A 25,073-nucleotide genomic window follows, 5' to 3' on the forward strand; every position below is an offset into this window, starting at 1 on the left:
TGATCTCCGCCGGTGGCCACTTCTACGATTCGGACGGGATTTCGCCCGTCATTTCTGAGGCTTACGGGAACGATGCGTTTCGTCTGCGACAGCTGCCGCGCGCAGTACATGATCAGCGACGACAAGATTGGCCCCAAGGGGGTCAAGCTTCGTTGCAAGAAGTGCGGTCACACCATCCTGGTGAGGCCCGCCGGTGCATCGGCGGCGAAGGAGGGCGGGGCGGAGGCCTCCGCGTCTACCGAGACCAAGAGCAGCGCGGATGCGAACGCGCCCCGCATCGTGGAGTCGTCCGGCACGGGGCTGCCCGCCTCGCTGGGCACGCCGCCGGAGGGCGGCCTCTTCACGGACGTGGAAGAGGATGAGATCGGCGCGGTCTTCGACCAGGTCCTGAGCACGGGCTCGCAGAAGCTCAAGGCCGCGGAAGCGGAAGCGGAGGCCAAGGCCGCGAAGGCGGAGGCCGTGCGCAAGCTCGCCGAGGCCGAATCCGCCGAGCCGACCGCGGAGGAGAAGGCCGCCGCCGCGTCGCACGAGTGGTACGTCGCCATCGACGAGAAGCAGGTGGGCCCCTGGACGGTGGAGAAGGTGAAGGACGCCTGGGACCGTGGCGAGGTGGGCCCGGACAACCTCTGCTGGCGCTCGGGCTTCAGCGACTGGATTCCCCTGTCGGAGACGGCGGAGCTGGCGTCGGTGCTGGCGCCGCGCCCGGCCAAGCCGGTCATCGTCGCGCCCGCGCCAGTGTCCACGTCGTCGCCCACGCTTCCCGCCGGTCCGGTGGAGTCCGCCTTCAGCGCGGGCGCCTCCCGTCCGGGCGCGGGTGGCAACTCGGCGGTGGCCGAGGAGCCGGTGGGCTGGAAGCCCTCTGCCGCGAGCGTGCTGGCCTCGCTGGTGAAGGAGGAGAACGACGCCCTCAGCAAGCCGCCGCCGCGTCCGGCGCCGTCGCTGGAGCGCGAGCCGTTGTCACAGTCGCGCCTCCTGGACGTGCCCATGCCGCCGCCGGAGCCGGTGTCCTCCCCGGCGATGCCCGGCGCCATGATGGCCGCCGCGCCCCAGGCCTACGCGCCGCCGCAGCCGCAGGGCTATGCGCCGCAGCCGCCGGTGCAGCAGCAGTACGCGCCGCAACAGCCCGCGGCCTATGCGCCGCAGCAGCCCCAGATGCCGTACGGGCAGCAGCCGCAGGGCTACCCGCCTCCGGGGTATCCGGCGGCCTATCCGCCGCCCGCGGCGGCACCGGCGGGCGGCAAGGGCCGCACGGGGATGATGGTCGCGGTGACGGCGGGTGTGCTGGTGATGGCGGGTGCAGCGGTCGTCTTCGTCGCGCGCGGCAATTCGTCCGAGCGTCCCGCGGAGCAGCCGGTCCAGGTCGCGGCCGCGCCGACTCCCAAGGCGGAGATGCCGCCCATGCCGCCGCCTCCCGCTGCGGTGCAGACGCCTCCTCCGGCGGCGGTGCAGCCCGCGGCGACGCCGACCCCTCCTGCCGGAACGCCTGCGGAAGGCACGGCGGCGACCGCTGCCGCGGGGACGCCTTCCGCCGCTGGCACTCCGGCCGCGCCCGCCGTGGCGGCGGCTCCGGCCGCCACGCCGACGCCTCCTCCGCCCACGGCGGAGGTGAAGCCTGCCTCCACGACGCCCAACATGGGGACGGCGGTGGCGCGCGTGGATTCGCGCAACCATCGCAAGTCGGGCTCCAGCGGCAGCCGAGGCTCCTCGCGGGATGAGGACGAGGGCGACGCGATCACCGTGTCGAAGCCTTCCGCTGCGTCGTCGTCTTCGTCATCGAGCTCCGGTGGCGGGGATGACGACTTCGACGAGCTGTTCGGCACGAAGAAGACGACGGCCGCGAAGCCCGCGAGCAAGCCGACGGCGACGGCGTACATCCCGCCCGAGCCGGGAGGCGGCACGCTGGATCGCCTGCAGCAGTCGGACATCATGCAGGTGGTGCTGAACAACAAGCCGGCCATCGTGAAGTGCGTGAACGAGCAGAAGCAGAAGGACCCGTCGCTCAGCGGCAAGCTGGTGATGCGCTGGACGGTCCAGACGAGCGGCAAGACGACCGGGGTGTCGTGCCGCACGGACGAGTTCCGCTCGAGCCACATGGCCACGTGCATCACGGGCCTTATCAAGAGCTGGTCGTTCCCGAAGCACCAGAAGCAGGGCGAGCCCATCGACTTCCCGTTCACGTTCTGAAATCCAGCAGCGACATCGCCGTCATGTATGACGGCGATGTCGCTGTGACGTGCGTCAGGATTGTGCGCTTTCGTGAACAGTGAATTTCCTCGGGTGGGAGCCGTGGAAAGGTCGGTCGACACTCGTTGACACGTCTGGAGCGAGAGGACTAAAGCCGCTCGACTTCAAACCCGGTGTCTGGAGTCAGGTGGCCGGAGACACCGGGCGACGTAACCCATCCAGGAGGATGTTCCGAATGCAGCTGCGCAAGATGATGGTGATGCTCGCCGCTTTGAGCTCGATGAGCCTGGCCCTGACGGCCTGTGGCGATGACGCGACGACGATTGATTCCTGTACGTCGGACACCGACTGCTCCTCCGGTTTCTGCAACACGGCCGCCAGCGTGTGCATGGAGACCTGCGAGAGCGCCGCTGACTGCCCGGACAGCGAGAAGGAATGCGCCGTGCTGGCCGGTTCGTCCAAGACGGAGAAGGTCTGCCAGTGCAAGACCAACCAGCTGTGCAACGATGGCGACTCCACGGACCTGGTCTGCGGCGCCGTGTCCAAGCGCTGCGAGGAGCCCGGCTCCACCCCCGCGGGCTGCACCAAGGACACTGACTGCGGCGCCGGCAACACCTGCAACACCGCCACGGGCGTGTGCAGCCCGGCCGCGACGACCTGCACCGGTACGGGCCAGTCGACCTGCTCGTACGGCAGCTACTGCAGCACGAACACCTGCGCCCAGGTCCCCGCTCCTACGTGCCCCAATCTCCAGGGCAAGCCGGCCGCGAGCTTCGACCCGGCCACGGGAACCGGCAACATCATCTACAGCGTGACGAAGGAGATCTTCGGTACGGCTTGCGGCGACGATGCGTCGGCGCAGACGGTGAAGGCTCGCGTGTCCTTCTACTCCAAGAACGCGGACCTTCCCGCGACCAAGGAAGGCCTCAACGGGTTCTTCTACGTCCGCACGACCGGTGGCGAGCAGAACGGTGTGCCGCTGAGCAACGGCTACCAGCGGTCGGCGGATGCCCGGAGCGCGTCTCTGTCGGTGAACCTCTGCACGGACGTGAAGGACAGCCAGATCGTGCTCGGCTTCTACTTCACCAACGGCAACGGCTTCTGCGCGACGCTGACGAAGTAGGCAATAAGCCGTCGTCGATACTGGGCCCCTGAGCGTGTCCAGAAGGCCCTGTTCCCTAGCTAAGGGGCAGGGCCTTTTTCATTGCGGACTCCGTTCAAAGGCGCTGCCGAGAGTTTGAATTTATTCGGATGCCACGCGTTTTACGTGTGGGAGTTCGAGACGCTTCCCAACATCTGGAAAGAAGGAAGACCATGTCCAAAGTTCCGTTCCGCGTTCTTGCCCTGTGCCTGGCTGTGAGCGGTCCTGCGATTGCTGCTGAACAGACCGATGTCAAGCTTACTTGTCCGGCGGGAACGAAGCAGTTTGGGGGCCGCGAGACCATGACGGATCGCGGAGTGTTCTGCGTGAAGAACAAGACGGAGGCCAGTGTGCCTGTCGCGCATGGGCCGTACGTCAGCTTCCACCCGAACGGCCAGAAGAAGGTTGTTGGCCAGCACAAGGATGGGGCCCAGGCAGGACTGTGGACGTTCTTCGATGAGAACGGCGTCAAGACAGAAGAGATTGAGTTCTCCGGCGGGAACTATCACGGCCGTCGCACGCACTTCTTCGCCAATGGACAGAAGCAGGCCGAAGATCACTGGGCCAAGGGAACGCAGAACGGTGTGGCCGTGGCCTTTGCCGAGAACGGGCAGAAGGTCGCTGAACGCCAGTACCTCAATGGGCAGCTTGTGAGCGAGCAGCGGTACGAGGCCTCGCCCTCGAAGTAGCCTCATTGTCAAGGACGACTTCCTGCTTCATCCAGGAGGCCGTCGAGGGGCTTTCCCTCTGCTTCCGGTCCGGTTAGGAACGCAGGTGTGAAGGCCCCCTCCCTCGTTCCAGTCCTCTCCGCAGTCCCTGTCTGCACAGTGCCGCAGATGGGACTGCGTGAGCTTGAGCGCATCCGGCTCATCCTGAGAGGTGGCTCCGTCATCGACTGGCGGCGCATGCACTTCCAGAGGCGGGATGAGGTAGACCGATTCCTGCGGCTCTGCCAACTGGACGTATCGCGGCCCTACGACGATGCCTGGGCCCGGACGGTGCTCGCCGATGCGGTGGAGTACCTGCGGAAGACTTTCGACTACCGGGTCGCGGACGCCGTGGCCCAGCCGGAAGAAATCCACGACCTCTTTCTCTTCGCATCGGGGGCCAAGGGGCTTGCCCGCTACCGGCGGATCGCCTGCATCGTGCTGAAGGTCATGCACGTCATCCAGCACATCGAAGGGCGGGATCTGCTCTTCCGCCTGGCCGCCTCCGAAGCCGAGCTCGCTGAGATGGTCACGGAGAAGGTGCTGGGCGTCGCCCGTGAGATGCAGGAGATGGGCTTGCCCATCGTGGAGTTCGCTCACTCCATCAAGACGCGGGACTCCCTGGTCACGAAGCTGATCGCGAAGAAGGAGACCGTGGCGGCGCAGGTGTATGACCGTACGCGGTTTCGTGTCATCACCCGCAAGCGGGAGGACCTGTTGCCGGTCCTCTACTTCCTGACGCAGCGCCTGTTCCCCTTCAACTTCGTCGTCCCGGGGCAGACGGAGAACTCGCTGCTACCGTTCAAGGGGCTCCTGGAGGAGAACCCCCACTTCGAGCAGTTCATCCCGCAGCTCCACCTGGACCGGGACTTCGAGGACCGCGAGGACCGGATGGGGAACGCCTTCTCGGGGGATTCCTACCGGGTCCTCAACTTCGTCGTGGACCTTCCACTCCGGATGGATCCCTATCTTCCTCCACCTGAGAGTGATACCCGCCCCCGGAAGGGACGGGTCACCTTTGCGCTCGTTGAGTTCCAGATCGCGGACGAAGAAACAGCTCGCCGTAACGAACTCGGCGACAACGCTCATGAGAGCTACAAGCGAAGGCAGAAGCGCCGTGTCCTCAACCGCTTGAGTCGAGGGCTCGTTGTTCCCAAGCGTCAAGGGTGAGCAACTTCACGGAGATGAATGGTTTCGGCATCCCGTGTCACTCGCGCTTCGAGAAGCGCGAGTGTTCATGGTGGGCGTCAGTCGTTCAGCCTGAACGTGTATACGTTTGCTGACGACGAATCCTCTTCGACAAAGGAAATGAACGGGGTGCCCGCTGGGCTCAGTGCCAGTGATGGCGATGTGGCGGGAGTGCTTGTTCCGGTCAAGGCGGTAAGCGGCGCGCTGACGGGATGCCATTGATTGGAAGTCCATCGGCTGATGAAGATGCCTCTTTCCGATGCGGCGATCCCGCTCCATGCAAGCGTATGGGGGACTCCTTTTGCCATGCTCATGACGGGCGTGATGTTGCCTGTCGTGGAAGTGCTGACGAGTGATGGAGTAGTCCATGCGTTGCCTTCCCAGCGCGCCCAATAGACCTGTCCATCGGACGTCGGCTGAGCGGAAGGAGACTCGACCCATGCAACCCAGGGGCGTCCGTTGCCATCGATGGATAGTGTCGGTGTCCATGCCAACGACCCCAAGAGCCGACCGCCTAGGGGCAACCCGTCATTCTCAACGACGGCGATTTCTCGAGTGCCATCACCTGCGCCGCTGTAGTTGAAAATGCTGTAAGCTGAGAAGATTTGAGTTCCTGAAATCAAGGCAGTGGGATCGTACGTTCGGGTGTATCCGCTTGGGATCGGCAATGTCGAAAGCGACCAGGAGGAAGCTCCCCCCGTGAGCCGATAGTGCCTGACCAAGCCTTCGCCCTCATTACTGTAATTGGCATACAGGCTTAGCGTCCCTGTTTCCTCAAGGCCCAGGGTCGGCAAACGGAGGGAATCCGAGCCGGCATAATAGGGGAGGACGATAGACGGCAGTGCCTCCCATGAGGCGCCATTCCATGCCCTGGAGAAGATGCTGTTGATTTTACCATCCCCCGAGGCTTCATGCCATGCGACAACGGGGCGGTTCGACTTGTTGATGATCAGCGTAGGGTGACCCGCGTCGGTTCCTGCCGCACCCAATCCATTCAGTGCGCCCCCCAGGCGGGTCCATTCGGCTCCTGTCCAGCGAGCCACATAGACGTTGCGGGCGACGCCATCACTTTCCGTCCAGGCAATGACGGGCTGGTTTTCAAGGTCAAGCTTCAGAACGACTTCCTTGGCGGGCGTCGCCCCGCTCACCGCGCTGAGGGCACCACCCAATGGCAGCCACGTTGGCACTGTGAAGGACCAAGTGGGGGCACTCACCAAGCTGTTTCCAGCCAAATCTGTGATGACATTGACTGCAGCCGCGAACTCGACCTGTACTGTGCTGGGCGCTGCCAGGGGGGTCGCTGGCGTCAGCGTCAGCGCCTTCCCATCGGCAGACAATGCTGAGGACTTGGAAATGGCTACTCCCGCTCCCGTCTTGAGCCCGACCGCCTCCTCCGTCACTGATAGCGGGTTCATGGGCTCACTGAAGGTGACCTGGATGGAGTCGTGGACGCCCACGGTCGCCGCGTCCTTGGCCGGCAGGAAGGACGCCACGGTGGGCGCGGTCCGGTCCACGATGACCGTGCGTGCCGCGCTGGTGAAGACCGCTCCGCCGCGGGTCGCGCGGATGGACAGTTGGTACGTGCCCTCCGCCTCCGAGGTGGTGTCCCAGGTGAACGAATAGGGGCTCCCCGTGGGCTTCACGAGCACCGTGGTGTCCTTCAGGATCTCCACCTGCTCCGCCGCGCCTCCTTCCACCGTGAACTGCAGGAGCAGGGGGCCTCGCGTGTACGCCTTGCCGGGCGTGGGCACGACCCAGTTCACCACCAGGTCCCCGGGCTTTCCGACCGTCACCGTCAGCGTGGCCTGCTTCGTGACCGAGCCGCTCTTGCCCTGGAGCGTCAGCGTGTAGGCCCCAGGCACCGTGCCCGCTCCCACGCGGATGCTCAGGGTCGCACGCGTTTCGCCCTTGGGCAGGGTGAACGGCTGAAGCTCGATGCCCGCGGGCGGGGACACGAGGCTCCAGGTGACCGCGCCTCCCGTGGTGTCAGCCCAGGCGAGCCGGACGTCGCAGTCCAGGGTTCCTCCCGGGAGGACCTGCTCCTGGGTGGGAGTCGCCGTGAAGGTGAAGTCCGCGTCGGGGTCCGTCTGCGGGTCCTCTTTGGGCGGGTCATCCAGCGGGGGAACGTCGATGCATGCGGGGCTCAGGCCGATGCAACTCAACAGCAACAGGTGTTTCAGGTTGGGCATGGGGGCGCGTTCTGCAAGGTCGGAACCGGCCGGTCCCGAGGAAGAACAGTGCCACGCCCGTCCGGGGAACGGGACAGGCGTCCAGATGCGGAGGCGCCGGAAACACGCCTGCCCGCAGCCCTCGGGTTTCGGGTGGGGACACGCAGGTGGGGGCTCCTGGAGGAGAACCCCCACTTCGAGCAAGTCATCCCTCAGCTCCACCTGGACCGGGACTTCGAGGACCGCGAGGACCGGATGGGGAACGCCTTCTCTGGGGATTCCTACCGGGTCCTCAACTTCGTCGTGGACCTTCCACTCCGGATGGATCCCTACCTTCCTCCGCCTGAGAGTGACACCCGCCCCCGGAAGGGACGGGTCACCTTCGCGCTCGTTGAGTTCCAGATCGCGGACAAGAAACAGCTCGCCGTAATGAACTCGGTGACAACGCTCATGAGAACTACAAGCGGCGACAAAAGAGACGCGTCCTCAATCGCTTGAGCCGAGGGCTCGTGGTGCCCGAGCGACAGGGTTGAGCCCATCATCAAGAGCCTGGCCCTGCGTGATGTCAGTAGTTGAGCCTGAAGACGTGCACATTGGCGGACGTCGCATCTGCCTCAGTCCAGGCAACGAGTGGCTGCCCATTGGCGTCCATTGAGACGGAAGGGCCAAAGGCAGGGGTGCCACTGGCCGTCAAGGCGTTGAGAGGCATTCCCACGGGCTTCCATGCGGAATCAACCCAACGGCTGACGAGAATGCTGCGTTCAGACGCTGTAACACCGCTCCAGGCAAGGACATGTGGAGTGCCTGCGCCAAGTGCGAGGCTGGGCGAATTGTTCCCCGTGGAACCGTTGCTGACGAGTGTGGGGGTGCTCCAGCTACTTCCTTCCCACCGCGCCCAATAAAGCATGCCATCCGTTTCTGCCTGGGCTGGGGATTGTATCCATGACACCCATGGGCGCTGCGTCGCATCCACTGCGACCGAAAGCGCTCGTACGTCTGTTCCAAGCGTTGTTCCCCCGAGGAGAGACGCGTCGTTGGCGAGAACGGCCACACCTCGGCGTGAGGCTGTGTCGTCGTAGGCCGAATAGGCAGTGAAGATGCTCGTGCCGGATGCGGCTACTGAGATGACGTCCGCATTGAAATGGTCAGCGGGTTGGCCAGGGTTCAGGTCGATCCATGCCGAGCCTGATGATGGAAGCTTGAACCCACGGACCTTCGAGTTGTTTCCATCGTGCTGGGTGGCATGGAAGACAAGATCCGCATTGGCCCCGACGACGAGCCGCGCCTGTATGGCGTATTCTTGCGAGCTGGAAAGCAGCGGAATGGATGGCAATGAAGTCCAGGTGCTTCCTGTCCACCGACGCGCGAAAACGTCTCGGCCCTCGCCATTGCCAGTGGCCTCATCCCAGACGACGACGGGGCGGTTGGATGCGTCGATTGACAGGTCGGGCCTCGCTGCATCTGTTCCAAGCGCAGTCAGACCGCTCAGCGGCGCACCCAACATGTCCCAGGCCGTACCGGACCACCTGGCAACGTAGATGTTCCGGGTCGAGCCATCGGGTTCCGACCAGGCAATGACAGGCCGACCCTCGCGGTCCACCTTCAAGACGACATCTTCGGCCGACGTTCTGCCTGCCACTGCGCTGATGGCTCCACCGAGAGGCAGCCAGGAGGGAACCGTGAACTTCCAGGTAGGAGCGGTCTGCACTCCGTTTCCTGCTAGATCCGTGGTGTTGCTCACAAGCGGCGTGAGATCGACAGAGAGGGTATCCGGAGCAGCCAGGGGATCGTTCGGAGTGACAGTCAGAACCTGTCCGTCCGCGGAGAGCGACACCGATTTGGGAATGGCGACACCCGCGCCCGTCTTGAGCCCGACCGCCGCCTCCGTCACCGAGAGCGGATTCATGGGCTCACTGAAGGTGACCCGGATGGAGTCGTGGACGCCCACGGTCGCCGCGTCCTTGGCCGGAAGGAAGGACGCCACAGTGGGCGCCGTCCGGTCCACGATGACCGTCCTTGGCGCACTGGTGAAGACCGCTCCTCCGCGGGTCGCGCGGATGGACAGTTGGTACGTGCCCTCCGCCTCTGAGGTGGTGTCCCAGGTGAACGAATAGGGGCTCCCCGTGGGCTTCACGAGCACCGTGGCGTCCTTCAGGATCTCCACCTGCTCCGCCGCGCCTCCTTCCACCGTGAACTGCAGGAGCAGGGGGCCTCGCGTGTACGCCTTGCCGGGCGTGGGCACGACCCAGTTCACCACCAGGTCACCGGGCTTTCCGACCGTCACCGTCAGCGTGGCCTGCTTCGTGACCGAGCCGCTCTTGCCCTGGAGCGTCAGCGTGTAGGCCCCGGGCGCCGTGCCCGCTCCCACGCGAATGCTCAGGGTCGCTCGCGTCTCTCCCTTGGGCAGGGTGAACGGCTGAAGCTCGACGCCCGCAGGCGGGGACACGAGGCTCCAGGTGACCGCGCCTCCCGTGGATTCGGTCCAGGCGAGCCGGACGTCGCAGTCCAGGGTTCCTCCCGGGAGGACCTGCTCCTGGGCAGGAGTCGCCGTGAAGGTGAAGTCCACGTCGGGGTCCGTCCGTGGGTCCTCCTTGGGCGGGTCATCCAGCGGGGGAACGTCGATGCATGCGGGGCTCAGGCCGATGCAACTCAACAGCAACAGGTGTTTCAGGTTGGGCATGGGGGCGCGTTCTGCAAGGTCGGGACCGGTCGGTCCCGAGCGAGAACACTGCCATGCCCGTCCGCGGAGCAGGACAGGCGTCCGGCCCCGGAAACACGCCTGCCCGCCGCCCCCCGGACTTCGGGTGGGGACGCGCGGGCAGGTGAGGGACTCCAGAAGGCCGCGAGCTACTTCTTCTTGCGGTTCTTCTTCTTGTTCTCCTTCTCCTTCTTGCGCCGCTCCTTGATGGCGTCGCGGTCGTCCGGCTTGCTCACGGCCGGGGGCGCGTAGCCCATCAGGCGGGCCTTGGCCATCGCGGCCTGGCCCATGGGCGGCGTGTAGCCCGGGGCGATCTGCGGCAGCTGCATGGGCATGCCCCCCATGCCTCCGCCCATCGCGGACATGGCCTTCTCCAGCGCCTTCGGGTCCTTCCCGAACATGCTGCCCAGGTCCATGTTCTTCATCTGGCCCAGCTGCCCCAGCTGCTTGAAGCCGGGGATGCGGCCCAAGAGGCCCGGGTTCTGGCCGATGGTGCCCATCACCTGCTGCATCATCCCGAACTTCTGCAGCAGCTCGCGCACCTCCTCCGGCTTGCGGCCACTGCCCTTGGAGATGCGGTTGATGCGGCTGGCGTTGATGAGGTCCGGACGCAGGCGCTCCTTCTGCGTCATCGAGTCGTACATCGCCTCGATCTTCGTGAGCTCCTTCTCGTCCGGGTTCAGGTGCTCGGTGAGGTCGCCGAAGAGGGGGAACTTCTCCAGCAGGTCCTTCAGCGGGCCCATCTTGCGGACCATGCGGATCTGCTCGACGAAGTCCTTCATCGAGAACTGGCCGGAGAGCAGCTTGCGCGCGTCGTCCTCGGCCTTCTTCTCGTCGACAACCTTCTCGAAGTCCTTCATCAGGCCGACGATGTCGCCGAAGCCCAGGATGCGGCCCGCGAGGCCCTCCGGACGGAACTCCTCCAGCTTGTCCATCGACTCGCCCATGCCGAGGAACTTGATGGGCTTGCCTGTCACTTCCTTGATGGACAGCGCCGCGCCGCCGCGCGCGTCACCGTCCAGCTTCGTCAGGATGAAGCCGTCCAGCGTCAGGCGCCGGTCGAACTCGGCCGCCGTGCGCACCGAGTCCTGGCCGATCATCGCGTCGCACACCAGCAGGATGGTGTCCGGCTGCACGTTGGACTTGATGGACTCCAGCTCCGTCATCAGCGTCTCGTCGATGGCGAGCCGGCCCGCCGTGTCGATGAGCACCACGTCGCACTTCTGCTCGCGCGCGGCCGCGTAGCCCCGCTTCGCCAGCTCGGGCGGCTGCACGCCGGGCTCGTGGTAGACGGGGACCTTCAGCCGCTCGCCCAGGACCTTGAGCTGATCCACGGCGGCCGGGCGGTAGATGTCCGCCGCGACCAGCAACGGCTTGCGCCCCTCCGCGAGGAGCCGGCTGGCGAGCTTGCCCGTGGTCGTCGTCTTACCGGAGCCCTGGAGGCCCACCATCATGATGCCGGACAGCTGGCCCTTGGGCTTCAGGTGGAGGCTCGTGTCCACCGGGCCCATCAGGGCCTCCAGCTCGTCGTGGCAGATCTTGATGAAGTGGTCCATCGCGCTGACCTTGCGCTTCTGGCCCCCCGCATCCGTGACGGCTGTCTGCACCACCTCGCCCACGGCCTTCTCGCGGACGCGGGCAACGAACTTCTTCACCACGTCGAAGGCGACGTCGGCCTCCAGCAGGGAGACGCGGATGTCTCGCAGCGACTCGTCCACCAGCTCGGGGGTGAGTTCGCTCTTGCCGGCGAGGCGGTTCTTGGCGGCCCGGAAGCCCTTGGTGACGGTCTCAAGCATGGGGGGCGCTTTATAACAGCGTCCCGCCGGATGCGACGGTCACGGAAGCCCCGGTCGTCCAGCAGTGGAGGAATCGAGGGGCTTTCCCCACCACCCGGGATGCCACCACCCCGGGAGCCCCACCCCGGAAGGCCCTTCTGGCCCCTCCCGGGCTCAGTCCGGCGCCGTCCAGGCCCTGGAATCGGCTCCGGGCTCGGGCAGTCCGTCCGGGCTCCCGAGCGCCGTGCACAGCGCCTTCAGCACCACCCGCGACTTGAGGAGCATCTCCTCCAGCTCGGCGGCCGGGTCCGAGAGCGCCACGATGGCTCCGCCCGCGCCGATGCTCACCTCTCCGGGCCGGACCACCGCCGTGCGGATGACGATGTTCAGGTCCGCCGCGCCGGTGGCGGAGAAGTACCCGATGGTGCCCGAGTACACCCCCCGGGCCTCCCCCTCCAGGCGGTCGATGAGCTCCAGGGTGCGCTCCTTGGGGGCCCCCGTCATGGAGCCTCCCGGGAAGGCGGCGCGCACCGCGTCCACGGCGGTGAGCCCCTGGCGCAGGTGGCCCCGGATGGTGCTCACCAGTTGGTGCACCGTGGCATACGACTCCACGTGCATGAGCCGGGGGACGTGGACCGAGCCCACCTCGCACACGCGCCCGAGGTCGTTGCGCACGAGGTCCACGATCATCAGGTTCTCCGCCCGGTCCTTCTCCTGGGAGCCCAGCTGTTGGCGCAGGCGTTCGTCCTCGGCTGGCGTGGAGCCGCGGCGCAGGGTGCCCTTGATGGGCTTCGACTCGACCCAACGTTCGGCGTCCACGCGCAGGAAGCGTTCGGGGGAGGAGCAGGCGATGCCCAGGGGGCCCATGCGGAGGTACGCGGCGTAGGGCGCGGGGTTCAGCCTGCGCAGGTTCCGGTACAGGTCCAGGGGCTCGACGTGCGTCCGGGCGAGGAGCTTGTTGGTGAGGCAGACCTCGTAGGTCTCGCCTTCGTGGAGCTGTTCCAGGCAGCGCTGGATGTCGGCCAGGTAGGTCTCACGGTCCCTGGCGAGGCGGACCGGGAAGGGGGCTCCGGAGCGGGGCTCGAGGGGGGGCAGAGGGGGCAGGGCGCGCAGGCTGGATTCCGTGGCGTCGAACCAGGCCTGGACCTCGGCCGCCTCGTGTTCGGGGGCGAGCGCGACGAGATACACCGTGTCCTCGATGTGGTCCCAGGCCAGCAGCCGGTCCGCCAGGATGAGGCTGGCATCTGGATCCGGTGAGGCATGCGAGGTGGTCGCGCCGCAGTCGTGCTTCAGCTCGTAGCCGAGGTGGCCCACGTAACCGCCCTGGAAGTCGAAGGGCAGCCCGGACGGGGCCACTCGCAGCCGCGTCAGCTCCTGCTGGAGGAACTCGAACAGCTCCGTGGAGTGCTCCTCTGCTCCCTGACTCCGGCGCACGGTGAGCCGGCGTGGGTTCACCTGGTAGTGGATGACGGCGCTGTGTGGGCCGGTTGCGTCCCCCATGAAGGAGAAGCGTGACAGGCCTGCCTCGACGCGGCTGCTGTCCAACCAGAAGGCGTAGTCCCTGCCTCCGAGGAGCGCGACGAAGGCCTGCTCCGGGTCGGCTTCGAGGTGCAGCTTCCGGTGATGGACTTGGAAGGTTCCAGGCGGAGGGAGGGGCGTTCTCTCCTGGGTCGTTTCAGGGCGGCGACTGGGACGGGGGGCTTGGTGCTCGCGGCTCAGGCGGATGAAGTTGGCGAGGAGCTGGCGGCCGTGGGTGGTGGCGATGGACTCTGGATGGAACTGGACGCCCCAGCGGGGGAGGGAGGCGTGGCGCAGGGCCATGAGGACGCCGTCGGGGGCCCAGGCGGTCTCCACCAGGTCCTCGGGCAGTGGCCGGGCGAGGCAGAGCGAGTGGTAGCGCACCACCTGGAAGTCCTGCGGAAGGCCCTGGAAGAGGTCCGTTCCCGTGTGGCGCACGGGGCTCAGCCGTCCGTGCATGACCTCCGGTGCGTGCTGGATCCGTGCGCCGTGGACGTGGCCCAGGCCCTGATGCCCCAGGCATACGCCGAGGATGGGGACGTCAGCCTCGATGAGTGCATCGCGGCAGACGCCGAAGTCCGCCGGGTGGTCGGGACGCCCGGGGCCCGGGGAGATGACGATGTTGTCGAACGCGAGCCCGCGCAGCTCCCGCCACGACCGCTCGTCGTTGCGCACGACGAGGGGCTCTGTCCCTCCGACCTCCGCCAGCAGCTGGAAGAGGTTGAACGTGAACGAGTCGTGGTTGTCGATGATGAGCGTCCGCAGCCGCACGGCGCGCACCTTACCCTTCGGCGGCCTCGTGGGAGGTGCGACTCTGGGTCGGTTCGAGCACGGCTGGCGGGCGCCCGTACCTGGCGGCCCAAGGATGCAAGTTCCGTAACAGCTCGCTGGACCCTGTCGTGACGTGAGCCGAGCGCATGCTCCTTGTGAGCCTCGTCTATCGCTCCTGCCCGCGCGAAGGCATCAACGACAGACGAATGACTGCGAGCAGCAAGGACCTTCCTCCTGGTCGTAGGCATCGTGCGCGGCCTCGACGTGTGGGAGGCCCTCGTCCCACCGTCCCGTGCAGACAGCGGCCTGAACACTCCGTGCGGTGTTTCGGCGAGCCATGAAAACGCCCGGCGAAAGGGGGGCAGCATGCTGCCTGGCGCCGAACCGCGCGAGGTATGGAGCCTTCCGCTCCGGTCAATGTGACTGGAACCACTTTGCCGGGGAGACCGCGTGCCGCCCGGGACCCAGCGACCACACCCTCATCGCAGGCCGAGTTCCCGAAGCAGCTCCTCCGCGAGTCTTTCGGCTTGCGCGAGGTCGTCCATTACCTCGAGCCCCAACGGCCCCGCGGGGGGCTCGGCGACCGCCGTCGCCAGGTCGGGTGGCTCGGCGGACCTCGCCGCGTTCCCCCCATTGGACGAGGCTGGCTCCGTCTTCGTGCGGAGCTGCTCGGTGATGTGCTCGGCCAGTAGACGAGAGGTCGGATAGCTGTAGAGGGTCGCAGTAGTGAGCTTCGCACTCAGCCGGGTGTTGAGCTGCTCGCGAAGACGGATGAGCATGAGGCTGTCGAGGCCAAGGTTCTGGAAGTTGGTCGCGGGGTCGATGGCGTCGGCGGTACGCTCACCCAGGAGTTCGGCGAGGGTTTGCTGGACTTGGAGCAGGGCACCCGTGGCGCGAGGCTCGTCCTGCACGGCCGCGGGCCGCACCGCCTGGGGCTCAACGGCCGGCGCGGGCTTTTCGACAAAGAGCCGTCGGCCAAGGTCTCCGGGAGACAGGACCTCGAACTCATGTGTTGTGAGCCCTGCCTGCTCAAGCGCTCCAGCCGACAGCTCTGTGAGCCCGGCAGCCAGGGCGCGGGCCATGAGTTCCCAGGCCTGGGCCAACGCCATCCTCGGTATGCGCTCGACATTCCCGCCACGCCGCGTGCTCGCCGCCATTCCGGCGTCGAGCGGTGCCCAGGCGAGGGCGAGCGTGGGGATTCCCGCCGCCACGAGATGCTCCGCGGCCACCCCGAGTGCTGCATTGGCGGCCGCGTACGCGAACTGTCCGGGCGCTCCAAGCACTCCCGCGAGCGAGCCTGCGAGCACAATCCGCCTTGGTGCGAGCGTGGCGACCGCGTCCAACAGCGCACTCGCGGCGTGGACCTTGGGCCGCAGCACCCGTGACAGATCCGCCTCGGAGATGTTCGCCAGCGTGGCATCCTTGATCACTCCGGCGAGGTGGTAGAGGGTTCCAAGGCGATGCCCCCGTGCCGTGACCTCGCGGTGGAGTGCCTCCCACGTCGCGGGCTCGGCCACATCGCCCAGCAGCACCGTGACCGAGATGCCGGTCCGCCTCCACGCGGCGAGCGTGGCGTCCACGGCCGCTCCGGGCGCGGACCGGCCGACAAGCACCAGCTCGCGCACACCGCGCTGGACCAGGTGCACGGCGAGTTGCCAGCCCACGCCTCCGAAGCCGCCCGTGATGACCGCTGCATGGCCAGGCTCCTCCAAGGCCTGTGCTTGTACGGGAGGGAGAGGAAGCGGCGCGAGGCGCTGCCGTAGCCATCCCTCACGGCCGAGTCGCAGCTCATCTCCCGCGGCCGCGGTGGCCAGTGCGGCCGAGAGCCCGGACGGCGCGGCCGTCGTGCCGATGTCGACAAGACCCAGCCTGGCGCCCTTCGCGAACTCGAGGTAGGCCGCACGCGCCGCTCCCCACAGGGCGCGAGCCGTGAGCGCCGAGGCAGACGCTACGCCCGCCCCCGTTCCATAGGCCCCCCGGGTCACCAGCACGATGGGCCGTCCAGCCGTCATCGGCTCCTCAAGCCCGAGCAGCCAGCGGCGCAGTTCACTCAGCGCGGACACCACGGGCAGCTCTTCCTGGACCAGAACGATGCCCGCCACGTCGGCCCGCAGCCGCGCCGCATCCGCTGGCGTGACGAGCAGCTCGGTGGTGACAGTCGTGTCCTGGGTCAGCGCCGCCTTGAGTTCGGCGAGGCGCGGGCCCGCGCCTCCCAGCGCCGCCAGTGCCCAGCGCCGGGGTGCTGTCTCCTTGCCCTCCACGCGGACCCAGAGCGGAGCATGGCAGAGCCCCGTGAGCGCGACCGGTTCCGTGGGCGCCGAGGGGACCGGGGCGACGCTATCCGTCTCGGTCTGCCGGGGCCGCGCGGGCAGCCAGTACGCCTGGCGTTGGAACGCATAGGTGGGAACGCTGATGCGTTTGGGCGAAGGCCCTTCGAACAAGCCCTTCCAGTCGAGGTCGAGGCCGAGGGCGTGGAGGGAGGCGGCGGCGGAGCAGAAGGCGCGCTCAGGGTCGGAGGAGTCGAGGGAGGGGATGCAGGAGAGGCCCTTGGAGGCGGAGCGCAGCAGGCCTGTGAGGACGGGCCTGGGGCCAATCTCGAGGAAGTGGGTGAACTTCTTGGCGACGAGGGCCTCGAGGCCCTGGCGGAAGAGGACGGGCTGGCGCAGGTGGCGTGCCCAGTAGTCGGGGACGAAGAGGGAGGGGGTGGCGAGGGCGCCAGTGAGGTTGGAGGCGAGGGGAAGGGAAGGGGAGTGGTGCGGGAGGCGGGAGGCAGCGGAGGAGAGGGCGGCCATGGCGGGAAGCATGGCGGCGGAGTGGAAGGCGTGGGAGACGTGAAGCGGGCGGAAGGAGAGGTCCGCGGACTCAAGCAGAGGCAGGAGGCGTTCGATGTCGGGGAGGGGCCCGGACAGGACGCAGGCCTCGGGGCCGTTGTCGGCCGCGAGCTCGAGGGAGGGAAAGGAGGAGAGGAAGGGGGCGAGGCGGGAGGGGCTGGCGAGGACGGAGAGCATGGAGCCGCCGGGAGGCAGCGAGGCCATGGCGCGGGAGCGGGCGAGCACCAGGAGGTAGGCGTCGTGAAGGGAGAGGACGCCGGCGAGGTGGGCGGCGAGGTACTCGCCAATGGAGTGGCCGATGAGGGCGGAGGGGGAGACGCCGAGGCTGAGCCAGAGGCGGCTCAGGGCGTACTGGAAGGCGAAGAGGGAGGGCTGGGCCAGGCCCGTGTCGCGCAGGGCGGCGTCAGGGGAGTCGAAGACGAGGGAGGTGAGGGATTGGCCACCGGTGGAGTCGCGGTGCAGGGCGGCCAGCTCGTCGAAGGCGGAGCGGAAGGAGGCGAAGCGCTGGTAGAGGGCGCGGCCCATGCCGGCGTACTGGGCACCCTGGCCACTCAAGGCGAAGGCGAGGCGGGGGCGGCCGGAGGAGGGGGCGCTGCCGCGCAGGACGGAGGAGGAGAGGCGGCCGGAGGCGAGGTCGAGCAGGCCCTGGGCGAGCTGCTGGGAGGTGCGGCCCACGACGGCGCCGCGCTCGCGGAAGAGGGCGCGGCCGGTGCAGGTGCTGTAGGCCCAGTCGCGAGGGCAAGCGGAGCCGGAGGCGAGGGCCGAGGCATGGCGCTGGGCCAGGTCCTTGAGCGCCGCGTCGTTCTTGGCCGACAGCGCGATGCACACCGGCTCGTCCGTGCTCGCTTGCTCCGCGGGCTGGGCCTCCACGGGCCAATCGGCGAGCACCACGTGTGCATTGGTCCCTCCAGCGCCCAATGAGCCGATCAGCGCATGCCGGCGACCGTTCCTCGGCTCCCAGTGCAGCGGCTGGGTGTTGACCAGGAAAGGGGTCTGGCCGAATGCGATATGGGAATTGGGCCGCTCGTAACCCGCAGTGGGGGGCACCTGGCCATGCCTCAGTGCCAGCACGGTCTTCAGCAGCGAGGCCATGCCGGCTGCGGTGTCGAGGTGTCCGACGTTCGATTTGACCGAACCGATGGCAACGCTTCCCGGCGCGGTGGCTTGATCCACCGAGAAGGCCTGGGTGAGCGCCGCCACCTCGATGGGATCACCCAGGCCGGTGCCGGTGCCGTGGGCCTCGACGAAGCCGATTTCCCGAGCGGAAATGCCCGCGTCGGAGAGCGCACCGCGAATGGTCTCCTTTTGACCGTCGATGCTGGGCGCCGTGTAGCTCACCTTGCGCGCGCCGTCGTTGTTGATCGCCGTGCCACGAATGACCGCGAGGATGCGATCGCCATCCGCCTGGGCGTCGCTCAACCGGCGCAGCATCAGCACTCCGACGCCGTTGCCTCCGACGATGCCATCGGCCTTTTGATCAAATGGCCGGCAGACGCCATGCGCCGAGAAGATGCTCCCGGCGGTGTGGACATAGCCCGCCATGCGTGGCGCATGCAGGGCGGCGGCGCCGACCAGGGCGGCATCACACTCCCGCTTGCGCAGACTCTCGACCCCGAAGTGGAGGGCGACCAGCGCCGAGGAGCACGCGGTGTGGACCGTGAGGCTGGGCCCGGTGAGGTTCAGGCGATACGACAGCTGGGTCGGCAGGTAATCCCGCTCGTTGAGCACCTTGATTTGAATCTGATCCAAGTGCTCCAGGGCCTCGGCCTGATGCTGAACGTTGGTCCGGAAATAGGTGTTCATCGTCTTGCCGGAATACAGGCTCATGCCAGACGTGGCGAACACACCCACGCGCATTCCCGCGGCCCGACCCGCGTGGCCCGCATCCTCCAGGGCTTCCCAGGCACATTCGAAGAACAGCCGGAACTGCGGATCCATGACCTCGGCTTCGCGCCTGCTGAAGCCGAAGAACGAGGCATCGAAGAGATGCGTGTCCTCGACGAACGCGGACCGGGGCACGTAGTCCTCGCGGGAGGCCAGTCCCTCGGGAACCCCGTCGGCGAGCAACTCGTCTCGGGTGAAGGTCCGGATCGCGTGGCGTCCTTCCAGGAGATTCCGCCAGAAGGCGTCCAGGTCGGGCCCGCCAGGCAGGCGGGCGGATAGTCCGATGATGGCGACGTCGCGGGTGCTGTCGAAGGTCATGTCTCGCCTCGCGTGGAGGTTGCTTAAAGGAAGGGATTGCTCACGCTGGGCACGGAGTCTCCAGCCGATGCCGCCGCATGCGCGAACAAGGCCTCCACCGTGTGCTTCACGTTGCGCGGATCCCGGATGAAGAAATGGTGGCCAGGCAGCATTCGCACCTGGAAGGGGCCCCGAGTGAAGGCCTGCCAGGATCTGAGATGGCCAATCGCGACCGTTGGATCGTCGATTCCACCCAGCGCCAGCAAGGGCACCGCGAGCCGCAGCGAGGTTCTGGGGGGGACGGGCCAATGACAGCCCTGGGCGATGCAGAAGTCGGCCCGGGTCCGTTGCACGAGGGCGTCGGCCAGATGGGACTCGGCCAGGAGTTCAGCGGGTATCTCGCCAAAGACACGCAGCGCGCTCAGCACACCCGCGTCATCCAGGGTGCGGAGATCCTGCTCATAGGGTGGGACATGGGGCGCACGCCGCGCCGAGACGGCGAGCGCGGCGAGCGCGAAGGCGCGACGCGCGACCGCCTCTCGGGCGACGTGGTGGGCGAGCGCGGCACCCATGCTGTGGCCGTAGAGCATCACCGGGCGCCCATGTGCGGCTTGAGCGATGGCCGTCACCAGGGGCTCCGTCACCGCGGCGAGCTCCTCGACGAGCGCCTCACCAATCCTGCCCTCACGGCCAGGCAGTTGCACCGTCAGGGTCTCGGCCCGCTCACCGACGTGAGCGGGCCAGTCACGAAACGCGGACGCCGCGCCGCCCGCGTAGTGAAACAGCACCAGCAGCCTGGGGCCCCGTGTTGGCGCGCGGTGATGGTTCAGGAGCCACTTCCCAGGCATGGTCTTAGCTCTCGGTCGAGGTGAGCCGGCTCGCCAGGTACGCCGTCAGCTTGGCCACCGTGGGATACTGGAAGAGGTCCACCACGGTCGGCTCGACGCCAAAGGCCTCGCGGATACGCCCCTGCATGTTGGGCAGCAGCAGGGAGTGCGCCCCCAGGTCGAACACGTTGGCGTCGTGTGTCAGCTCCTCCGTGTCCACCTTGAGCACGTCGCACCAGAGCGTCGCCAGCTGTTCGGCCATGGCTGTCGGGTCCGTGGCGGGTGCCACCGAAGCCTGGGCCTGCTGTTCAGCCATGGCGGAGAGCCGGCTCGCGAGGTAGGCCGTCAGCTTGGCCACCGTGGGATACTGGAAGAGGTCCACCACGGTCGGCTCGACGCCGAAGGCCTCCCGGATGCGCTCCTGCATGTTGGGCAGCAGCAGGGAGTGCGCCCCCAGGTCGAACACGTTGGCGTCGTGCGCCAGTTCCTCCGTGTCCACCTTGAGCACGTCGCACCAGAGCGCCGCCAGCTGTTCGGCGATGGCGGCAGGGGCCGTGGCGGTACGCGCGGCGAGCGCCTCCACTCCGGCCGCCTTGGCTGGGGCGGCGGTGCTGGAGCGCGGCCGCACGGTAAGCTCGATGCCGAACGCATCACCCAGGGCGTGGATCGCGCGCGGCTCCGCGCTGGTGCGTGCGGTCAGACACGTGAGGGGCTCGGGGGACATGTCGAGTTCCACCCGCATGCGCGGCCGGGTGGCATCGAGTCCGATGAACAGGGTGTCCTGGGCCTGGCTCAGGGCGCTGTCCAGCAACTGCAGCGCGGCGTCGGGCGAGAACACCACGAAGCCTCGCTCGCGGGTAAGCTCCTTGTTCGCGTAGCCGCGGCTGAGGCCCGTCTCGTCCCACATCGACCATGCGAGCGTACACACCCGGGTTCCCTTGCCATTCCAGGAGCCCGCGAGCGCTTCCTGGAAGCGGTTGGCCGCCGCGTAGGTGGCGAGCCCCGGTCCGCCGAAGTAGCCATTGACCGACGAGAACAGGGCCACCCAGGGGATGCCCAGGGCCTCTGCCGCCTCGACGACCTCGCGACTGCCGCTGACCTTGGCGATCATTCCGCCGAGGGCCTTGTCCCACTCGAGCTGCTCCAGGGTCTGTTCGAAGAAACCGCCAGCGAGGTGGAAGACGCCATCGGGGGTTCCCCCCAAGGATTCACTGGCGCGCGCGAGCGCCCCCCTCAGTCCGTCGCTGTCGGAGACATCGCCCGCGCCGTAGGTGACCGCGCCGAGCTGGCGCAGTCCGGTCAACGCCGCCGCACTGGCCGGATCCAGCGCGCGCTCGGCACGGCGCCCGAGGATGGCGACGCGGGCCCCGAACGCGGTCACGAGGTAGCGCACCAGCGCGCGGCCAATGCCACCCAGTCCGCCGATGACGACATAACGCTTGCCCTGGCGCAGGGTGCCGCCCTGTTCCTGCAGGCGGACCGGCGCCAACCGGCTGACCCGCCGGAGCCCACGGCGGTAGGCGCACTCGACCTCGCCGCTCGGGTCGGTGAGCTCGCCGAGGACCACCTCGGCGAACGCCTCGAGCGAGTCGATGTCCACGGCGCGCACGTCGGCCCGCGTCTCCTCGCGCACGACCCGCAGGAGCGCGCCGAACATCGCCGCCTTGGGGTCGCCGAGGAGCTCGCCCGTGCCGACACGCGCGGCCCCGTGGGTCACGGCCAGCAGTCGCGGATGATTCTTGCCGAAGCGCCGGGCCAGCGGCGGCAGCAAGGCGAGGAGGGCCTCGGTGGCGTCGAAAGACGCCTCGGTTCCGGACTTGCCCGCCAGGGGCCAGGCATAGATGAGCGGCGCGCCGGCCGCCGTATCGGCGAGGTGCTCGACCAGCCGCGCGGCATCCTCGGCATCGCCCGGAAGCACGGTGAGCCGATCCCCGCCGTTGAGCGCGAAGCCCGTCCCTGGCTCGACCACGAGGACCCGACGCTGTCCCGTGGCCAGCGCCGCCGTCAGCCGCTTGCCCGGCTCACCTGCGGGCGCGAACACCACCACGGTGTCGGGGAGGGCTCGCACGGGAGTGAGTCCGTGCGGCACCCAGTTCCGGCGGTACACGCTGCCGTTGAGTACCTCCTCCCGGGGGAGGGCGAACAGGTTGTTGGCCGCCGCCGTGTTCTTACGACCCCGCTGCCAGGCGGGCACCAGGAGGCCCTTCTCAAGCCGGGACTTGAGCACGTCCTTCTGGATCTTCCCGATGGAGGTCCGCGGCATCTCCTCGGGAGCCACCTCCACGATCACCGAGGGCGAGATGCCAAAGGTGCGGGCGAGCTGGATGCGCAGGTCCGACAGCAGCGCCTCGCGCGCCTCGCCGGTCTTCTCGGTATGGAGGAACAGGGCGAGCTGGTCGGTGATATCGCCCGCCTCGCGCACGGCGATGGCCGCCGTGTGGGCGGGCACGACGTCAGGGTTCGTCTCCACCATGCGCTCGATTTCGGTGGGGGCGATGTTGAGCCCGTTGACGATGAGGACGTCCTTGCGCCGGCCCACGATGTGCAGACCCTGGTCGATGATGACGCCCAGGTCGCCGGTGTCGAACCAGCCATCACCGGGGAAGGACTCCCGATTGGCCTCGGGGTTGTTCAGGTAGCCCTCGAAGATGCTGACCCCGCGGATCTGCAGCCGTCCGCGCGCCCCCTCGCCCATCACGTGTCCATCGTCATCGGCGATGCGGACGGTGATGCCATGGATGGGCCGGCCGACCGATACGGACGCGGTTCGGGTCGAGATGCCCCGGAAGTCGTGCTCGAAGGTCACGCCCGAGCACGTCTCGGACATGCCCCAGGCGGGACGCATGGCATCTGCTCGCAGGCCGTGGGGGGCCAGCAGCTCCATGAACTCCCGCGCCTGCTCGGCGACAATCGCCTCGCCGCCATTGAGGATGAACCAGAGCGCGGACAGGTCCCAGCGCTTCGTGCGGACCTCCTTGGCGCGCGTGTTGAGCAGGCTGTAGCCGAAGTTCGGCGCCCAGGTCACGGTGACCTGGTACTGGCTACACCAGTCCATCCAGATGAGCGGGTATTTGAGCACCAGGTTGGTTTCCGCCTGAAGCTGCGAACAGCCGCACACCACGTCGCGCAGGTGGAACATGACCAGGCCGCCCACGTGATCCAGCGGCAGCCAGTTGAGGGACACTTCTTCGCGGCGAAAGCCGTTGGTGAGGATCGTCGCGCGCGAGCGGCTGATCAGCCGGCGGTGCGTCTGGGGCACGATCTTGGGTTCGGCCGTGCTGCCGGAGGTGAGCAGCAGCAGCGCAGGAGCATCCGGCGGACGGACCACGGGATGGGTGAGGGGGGCGGCCCTCCGGAGGCTGTCCAGGGACAGCACGCTCCGCCCGGTGAGCCCACCGGCACGCAGCAACTCGGCGACCTGTCCGGCGCGGTCCTCCCGGGTGATGAGCGCCGCGGACGGCAGCCGCGCCATGGTCAAGCGCACCTTCTCGCTGGCCGGCTCTCCCGCGGACAGCAGCACCGGTACGGCGAGCGGCACCGGGACCAGTCCGGCCAGCACCGCGCCCCAGAACGCGGGAACGAAGTCATCGGGACTTGCCAACTGCATGATGAGCTCGCTGCCGGGGGGGAGGTTCGCGCTCACCAGTCCGCCCGCGATCCGACGGGCCTCGGCGAGCAGCTCGGGGTAGGAAGAGAAGCGCTCACCCGCCGAGGTGAGGAAGCGGACCCCGTACTCCGGCGAGATGCGCGCCGCCCGCTCCAGCACCTCGGCCAGCGTCGTGGGCGTGTCGGGCGAGTCGGGCAGCTCAGGCCCCTGGAGAAGTGCCTGCCGCGTGCTGACCTGCGTCGGGCCTTCGGCGAGGGGCATGGGCGCCTTGAGCGGCACTGCCTCGGACACCAGTTCCGCCGTTGGATCCAGGGCGAGCAACCGCTCGCGCAGGGTCGCGAACGCCTTCTCGTCGAGCAGCGGCGTGCGCTGGAGTCGAGCCAGATCCAGCTGGCCGCCACCATCGCGCGGCAGCCGGGTGAGCGGGACGACGGCTACGAGCTCCCGCGCGGAAACCCCCTGTCTGTCCGCGAGAGCGCGCGCGCCCTCCAGCGTCACCGGCCCGGTCGCGACGACATACGCGACGAGACTGTGTCCTCCAGACTCCTGTCGCGGCAGGACGGCACACTCCCGCACCTGGGGATCCGTGAGCAGCGCCGCGGACAACCGGGCGGCGATCCCATCCACATTCAAGGCATGCTTGTCGGCAAATCGAGACTGGTTCATGGGTGGCGGTCTCCTGGCTCAACGAGACACAGCGGGCAGGGCCACGGGCGGCTTCAACGCCGCGAGGATGGTCGCGACCGTGGACTGGACGTTGTCTCGGATGAAGAAATGACTTCCTGGGAATGTCTTGAGATCAAAACCAATGCTGCTCTGGCGCGACCAGGCGCTCACCTGGTCTGGCGGAGCGACATGGTCATCCACGCCGGCCAGGCCCGTCATGGGCACGGGGAGCGGTGGCTCCTCGGTCATGCAATAGGAGTAGTCGAGCGCAAGATCGGAGCGGACGATGGGCAGCACGATGTCGAGCAGTTGGGGGTGGGCGAGAATCTCCTCGACCAAGCCATTGAAGCTCCTGAGCTCGGCGATGAACTGCTCACGGGGCAGCTCGTGGATGGCTCCGACGTTGCTGACGAGTTCTGGGCCGATGTGACCCGAGGCGAAGAAGTGGCGGGGCAGGGGCTGGCCCAGACGGCGCATCCGGCGCATCGCCTCGAAGGAGAGGATCGCGCCGAAGCTGTGGCCGAACAAGCCATCGATGGGGCCCGGGAGGGTGGCCAGCGCGGACGTGATGCCCTCGACGGCCGCGTCGAAACGGGTCAGCAAAGGCTCGCGAATGCGATTCTCGCGGCCAGGCAGCTGGACCGCGATCAACGCCACGTCCTCCGGCAGGTGGGCCTGCCAGGGCGCGTACAGCGAGGCCCCACTCCCTGCCGGGGGAACGGCGACCAGCGTGAGGCGTGGACACGCCGGCCTCCGGAGGGGACGCAGCCAGGAACTCAAAGGGGGCAGCTCGGCCATCGTGGACTTTCCG

13 protein-coding genes are annotated in these 25,073 nt (G+C 67.7%); 5 read left to right on the forward strand and 8 right to left on the reverse strand.

Annotation, left to right across the window (positions count from 1 at the left end; all coding sequences use genetic code 11):
• Positions 1-72 precede the first annotated feature (72 nt).
• The 4 genes from gltJ to D7X30_RS17980 all read left to right on the forward strand — a co-directional run bounded on the left by gltJ (position 73) and on the right by D7X30_RS17980 (position 5,202).
• The gene (gene gltJ / locus D7X30_RS17965; protein ID WP_120564141.1) at positions 73-2,184 is read left to right on the forward strand and encodes an adventurous gliding motility protein GltJ; all 2,112 of its coding nucleotides are present in this window, start codon (positions 73-75) and stop codon (positions 2,182-2,184) included.
• A 235-nt stretch (positions 2,185-2,419) separates the two neighbouring features.
• Positions 2,420-3,307, forward strand: a complete 888-nt coding sequence (locus D7X30_RS17970) for a hypothetical protein (RefSeq protein WP_120564142.1) — start codon at positions 2,420-2,422, stop codon at positions 3,305-3,307.
• Positions 3,308-3,498: 191 nt separating this feature from the next.
• Entirely contained in the window at positions 3,499-4,014 is a 516-nt protein-coding gene (locus D7X30_RS17975) for a toxin-antitoxin system YwqK family antitoxin (RefSeq protein ID WP_158619289.1), read from the forward strand.
• 87 nt (positions 4,015-4,101) lie between these two features.
• Positions 4,102-5,202, forward strand: a complete 1,101-nt coding sequence (locus D7X30_RS17980) for a TIGR04552 family protein (protein ID WP_120564144.1) — start codon at positions 4,102-4,104, stop codon at positions 5,200-5,202.
• A 77-nt stretch (positions 5,203-5,279) separates the two neighbouring features.
• Here D7X30_RS17980 and D7X30_RS17985 read toward each other — a convergent pair whose 3' ends face one another.
• Positions 5,280-7,409: an Ig-like domain-containing protein gene (locus D7X30_RS17985; RefSeq protein ID WP_120564145.1), complete on the reverse strand. Its 2,130-nt coding sequence runs from the start codon at positions 7,407-7,409 to the stop codon at positions 5,280-5,282.
• Between the two features lie 48 nt (positions 7,410-7,457).
• Here D7X30_RS17985 and D7X30_RS17990 point away from each other — a divergent pair, with 48 nt between their 5' ends.
• A complete protein-coding gene (locus D7X30_RS17990; protein ID WP_370051398.1) occupies positions 7,458-7,886 on the forward strand; it encodes a hypothetical protein in 429 nt (142 codons plus the stop codon).
• A gap of 67 nt (positions 7,887-7,953) precedes the next feature.
• Here D7X30_RS17990 and D7X30_RS17995 read toward each other — a convergent pair whose 3' ends face one another.
• The 7 genes from D7X30_RS17995 to D7X30_RS18025 form a co-directional block, all read right to left on the reverse strand.
• The gene (locus D7X30_RS17995; RefSeq protein ID WP_120564146.1) at positions 7,954-10,068 is read right to left on the reverse strand and encodes an Ig-like domain-containing protein; all 2,115 of its coding nucleotides are present in this window, start codon (positions 10,066-10,068) and stop codon (positions 7,954-7,956) included.
• 167 nt (positions 10,069-10,235) lie between these two features.
• Positions 10,236-11,882 (reverse strand): signal recognition particle protein, encoded by a 1,647-nt coding sequence (ffh, locus tag D7X30_RS18000; protein WP_120564147.1) that lies wholly within the window; start codon positions 11,880-11,882, stop codon positions 10,236-10,238.
• 153 nt (positions 11,883-12,035) lie between these two features.
• Positions 12,036-14,150 carry an aminodeoxychorismate synthase component I gene (gene pabB, locus D7X30_RS18005; protein WP_233591627.1) on the reverse strand — a complete coding sequence of 705 codons (2,115 nt, stop codon included), beginning with the start codon at positions 14,148-14,150 and terminating at the stop codon, positions 12,036-12,038.
• Between the two features lie 479 nt (positions 14,151-14,629).
• Positions 14,630-19,183, reverse strand: a complete 4,554-nt coding sequence (locus D7X30_RS18010) for a type I polyketide synthase (RefSeq protein WP_120564149.1) — start codon at positions 19,181-19,183, stop codon at positions 14,630-14,632.
• A gap of 23 nt (positions 19,184-19,206) precedes the next feature.
• Complete coding sequence (locus D7X30_RS18015; protein ID WP_158627380.1) at positions 19,207-19,950, reverse strand: thioesterase II family protein; 744 nt, start codon at positions 19,948-19,950, stop codon at positions 19,207-19,209.
• A 64-nt stretch (positions 19,951-20,014) separates the two neighbouring features.
• Positions 20,015-24,262, reverse strand: coding sequence for an SDR family NAD(P)-dependent oxidoreductase (locus tag D7X30_RS18020; protein ID WP_120564151.1), 4,248 nt, complete (start codon positions 24,260-24,262; stop codon positions 20,015-20,017).
• A gap of 18 nt (positions 24,263-24,280) precedes the next feature.
• Positions 24,281-25,060, reverse strand: coding sequence for a thioesterase II family protein (locus D7X30_RS18025; protein WP_120564152.1), 780 nt, complete (start codon positions 25,058-25,060; stop codon positions 24,281-24,283).
• Between the last annotated feature and the right edge of the window lie 13 nt (positions 25,061-25,073).

This window comes from Corallococcus sp. AB011P (assembly GCF_003611605.1).
GTDB classification, from domain to species: domain Bacteria; phylum Myxococcota; class Myxococcia; order Myxococcales; family Myxococcaceae; genus Corallococcus; species Corallococcus coralloides.